The 3,879-nt window shown below is 46.7% G+C and carries 5 protein-coding genes and 1 pseudogene; 5 read left to right on the forward strand and 1 reads right to left on the reverse strand.

The features are described 5' to 3' along the window. The 5 genes and pseudogenes from PPOP_RS14400 to PPOP_RS24455 form a co-directional block, all read left to right on the forward strand. Positions 1-258: hypothetical protein (locus PPOP_RS14400; protein WP_006287262.1), on the forward strand; the 258-nt coding region annotated here is incomplete at its 5' end. Positions 259-261: 3 nt separating this feature from the next. Further along, positions 262-480: an AHH domain-containing protein gene (locus PPOP_RS25995; RefSeq protein WP_006287263.1), complete on the forward strand. Its 219-nt coding sequence runs from the start codon at positions 262-264 to the stop codon at positions 478-480. Continuing rightward, positions 477-1,040 (forward strand): imm11 family protein, encoded by a 564-nt coding sequence (locus PPOP_RS14405; protein WP_006287264.1) that lies wholly within the window; start codon positions 477-479, stop codon positions 1,038-1,040. Before PPOP_RS25995 ends, PPOP_RS14405 begins: the two co-directional genes overlap by 4 nt. 894 nt (positions 1,041-1,934) lie before the next feature. Further along, positions 1,935-2,126 (forward strand): IS66 family transposase, encoded by a 192-nt coding sequence (locus tag PPOP_RS26000; protein ID WP_422730652.1) that lies wholly within the window; start codon positions 1,935-1,937, stop codon positions 2,124-2,126. Between the two features lie 806 nt (positions 2,127-2,932). Beyond that, positions 2,933-3,070, forward strand: a pseudogene (locus tag PPOP_RS24455) (IS256 family transposase); the annotation flags it as partial. A gap of 267 nt (positions 3,071-3,337) precedes the next feature. Here PPOP_RS24455 and PPOP_RS14415 read toward each other — a convergent pair. After that, on the reverse strand, positions 3,338-3,879 hold a 542-nt coding region (locus PPOP_RS14415), incomplete at its 5' end, for a PH domain-containing protein (RefSeq protein ID WP_006287267.1).

The following is a 3,879-nucleotide window of genomic DNA, read 5'->3' on the forward strand; positions in this document are numbered from 1 at the left end:
CTCTTTGAACTGAACAAAGAAAAAACGAGTGATGATGAAGGCTATACCCACGGCAAAATGGTTCGTGGCCTCTTCCACACTCGTTGTCAGGTTCACGTGAAAAACCACAAGGGTATTCAGCGAATCTCTATTGATTGTGACACACAAGTGCAGCCATTTGCAAGGCTTATTGAATTATTTGGGCCGGAGCATGATTTGATGCTTCTTTGGGCTACGCCCAAACCGGATATTTACCAAGGCTTACCTCGGACTGCATAGGTCATGGGTTTAGATTTAAATGATGAATGGAATAAGGAACTACTTCCACATCAAGGAAGACATCCATATGCATATCATGATTATGTATTAGATAAACTGAGTACCTATGATAGGTTAGCAAAAGGAGATAAGAAGAAGTTCCTTAAATTGTTTGAACGTTTAAAGCAGGAAGTTAGGTATAATCCAGAGATGCTTTATAAAGGTTATTGGAGGTCAAAATGAAATATTATAAACTAATTTTAGATGGCAGGAATGAGAATGATGTTGTTTGTCATTGTAAGGATACACATGGTTTTGAACAGTATGATCTAAAAGAAGGTAAACTTATTGAGAATTGGAATGATAATATCACTTTTTATTTTAATCCACAGGATGGAAATAGATGTACTGATTATTTAGCAAATAATTTAGGGTGGTTTATAGTATCAAAAAAGGTAAAAGATATAATAAATATATTAGGAGAAGATGTACAATATTTACCTGTAAATGTTGTTGATTTTGAAAGCAATTCTAGAATTGAAGAATATTTTGTAGCAAATGTTCTAGAAGTAGTCGACGCATTAAATCTAGAAATCTCTGATTATAGTGTTATGGATTTGGATGGTGAAAAAATATATTCTGTTAGAAAATACGCATTTTCAGAAGACAAAATAAATAATAAAAATTTATTCAAATTAAAAGGAGATGAAATTCCATTATTCGTGTCAGAGACTTTTAAGCAATCAGTAGAAGAAAGTAATATTACTGGTTGTGATTTTCTAGAAATAAGAACTATTTTGTAATTTTTCAAGAATCTTGGAGTGAGTCTGTAATTTGTGTAAACTCCAAAACCTACTACAATGAAAGGAATAGAAAGGTTGGGACAACACTTGGGACTGTGGACTCCGGCGAGTAGGGCTTTGCAAATAACAAGCGAATGCCGAGCTTGGAGAAGTCTGTTGAAGGTGTGCCAGGTTTGACACTTACGACGGAAATGTATAACAAGGTAACGCTTCAATGACTGCAGAGTCGCATGAATGAGGTTAATATTATGGCCTCCGTCTGCACCGGGGCTTAATCCTGGCAGAAGCCGGTTTGCTCGACGGCAAGACAGTAACTACGCACTGGAATTCCTACGACCGCTTGGAAAAGGACTACCCTAACCTGACGGTGAAGCGAGACGTCAAGTATGTCGATGAAGGCCATATCGTGATACCCGGCGCATCTCGGTGGGAATTAATATGCCCTTCCATCTCGTAAGCCGGCTGCTGGGCCAGGACATTGCCGAACGAACAGCTCAGTGAATGGAATCATTGATGATCCAGTAAGTAGTGTTTTTTCCTGTGAAAGTCACCTTCTCGATTCATCTTTAAATGTAGCATAAACAAACACACATTCCTCATTGTGGGTACGCAACGCGTGATATTAACGGAAACGCGCAGGTGAAATCGCCGTCATGCCGCCGCAGGTCAAGGTGGTTCGTCATGTCAGGCAGGTGGATGCCTGACGTTACGGCGAGCCCATGAGCTGCAGGCTCCCATCGTCACGGCGCCAATGCCCGAACCCGTGTACCCGGGCAGTTCGGCTGTTCTTTCTGCGATGGTGTGTCATGTGACAGAACTACGTGGACCGTATGCCGCTCTACCGACAGGAAACAGCACTTTGCCCGTATGGGCGATACGTTGTCGCGGCACACGATGGCAAACGGGATGATTTACGGCGCCGAGCGGTGGCTGAAGTCGATGCTGGAGGAAATGAAAAAGCATTTGCTGCAGCAGGAAGCGCTTCACGCGGACGAGACGACGCTGCAGGTACTTCGGGAGCCGGGGAAATCGGCGGAAGCCACTTCGTATCTATGGTTGTATCGTTGCCGCAACTTGCCGCCCTAGAAGAGTCAGAGACATTCGCTCCGTTCATGCCATGGTCGTCGCACCTTCTGGACTCCTGTCGCTTGAACGAATCTGCATTCATCATACACTGGCCCCATTCTGACAGTGAAGTGCACCCCAAACGTTAGACAGGATGTTATGCTGGAATCTAACGTGTAAGGGGTGCATTTTTATGTCAAAAGGATGCCGAATAAGAGATACGGAGGAGAATTTAAACAAGAGGTGATAGAATGGATGATACGGGAGCATCTGAGCTATCATGACGGAATTTATACGTCTAGAAGGCCTTCGTGCTTCACCCTCTCATCGTATCAAAATGATGTGTAACAGGGCGGGCCATTTTTTATAAGTAAAAGCCTCGGACCGTTCCGGGGCTTGTCTTTTTCAGTAGGAGATGAGGCCGGAATATGAGCCGTAGAAATGTTCCTACGGCTCAGGAACGGAGGCTAGGAACCTCCCATACTTTCTCCAATCAAGCCTTACTTATTTCAAACTCTCTTTCCTTGCCGTCCTACCCGATCACTTTAGCCCCACGTCGTGGGAAAGGTTCGCGTTTGAGCCTGTTGTTTTTGGCAATCGAAAAGTGCCGAGTTTTGCAGCCAAGCAATTTTATCAATATACAGCAACAAGTAAGGTTTATGCATAGGTTTGACATGGAGCCTCTATGGGCATGATTCCCTGCGAAGGGGCGAAGCCACAGGCTTCGCAGAGACCAGTAAGCCTATCATGCCCATCACTCCATATCAAACCAGGCTACTTTTACTGCATAAGCAATTGCTGCAAAACTGAGCACATCTACCCTGCAACAAACATTGCTCAAGATGCTCTATCTCTCGACGATAGATGTTGTCCGCAAGTGGGCAGGCCGGGTGCAAAACTGGGGTCAAATGCTCCTTCAGCTCTCCGTGTTCTTCCTGGATCGGGTCGGACAGCATTTATGCTAAGGGGCAATTCGCCCCCTGGAGGGGCTTCATCATCAATGCGTTTAAGAAGACAAAGTGTGTAGTTGTGACTCAGACCCTTATTTCCGCATTTGCTTCCACATCCGTTCCAACATCGCGCCATCTCCCTAGCTCTTTTTCGGATGTATTATTTGTGTATAGTTCATATTTCTGTGATTCCTCGCCCGTTAGCATTTAATTCAGCAATTTGGCTAACGGCGAAAGTAGAGCGCGTTGTCACGCGCCCCAGCAGATGCCAGCATTCAGATTTCAGATTCCCGGCACAAAAGCGGAGCGGAAGCCAATGTACGAAGCCGAGTCCGACCGCGCGTTATTCAGGGTGAGCGCGAAACCCCCGGCAAGGGAGCCATAGCTCCAACTGCCGCCGCGAATCGGGAGTCGTTCGCTTTCCTCGGCATCCATCCAGAACCCGTCCGTCAGCGGATCGTCGTCAGTAGGGAAGAGCGCGAGGGCTTGCACCAAGAACGGAACTTCGGCGTCAGTCGTCAGCTCGGAGAACAAGCAGCCGCCATATCCTCCGGCGATCCCGACAGTCAGTTGAATCTCGTCATCCACTTCGGCATATTTCACGCTGTAGCCGTCCGACGCGATGGCCGTCCATTCCTCGCTAGTGGACGACTGATCCGGCTGCAAGGCGACATCGTTGCCGGGGATCACCTGGATTGTACCTTCAGCCAGGCGCAGGCCGGACACCCATTCCCATACATTGCCGTTCAGGTCATAGACGCCTTCAGGCGTTCCGTCATGCGACCAGGAGGCCGGTCCGCTGCCGGTTAGCACCTTGCGCCCGT

The sequence above is a fragment of the Paenibacillus popilliae ATCC 14706 genome, assembly GCF_000315235.1.
In the GTDB taxonomy this organism is placed as follows: Bacteria; Bacillota; Bacilli; order Paenibacillales; family Paenibacillaceae; genus Paenibacillus_B; species Paenibacillus_B popilliae.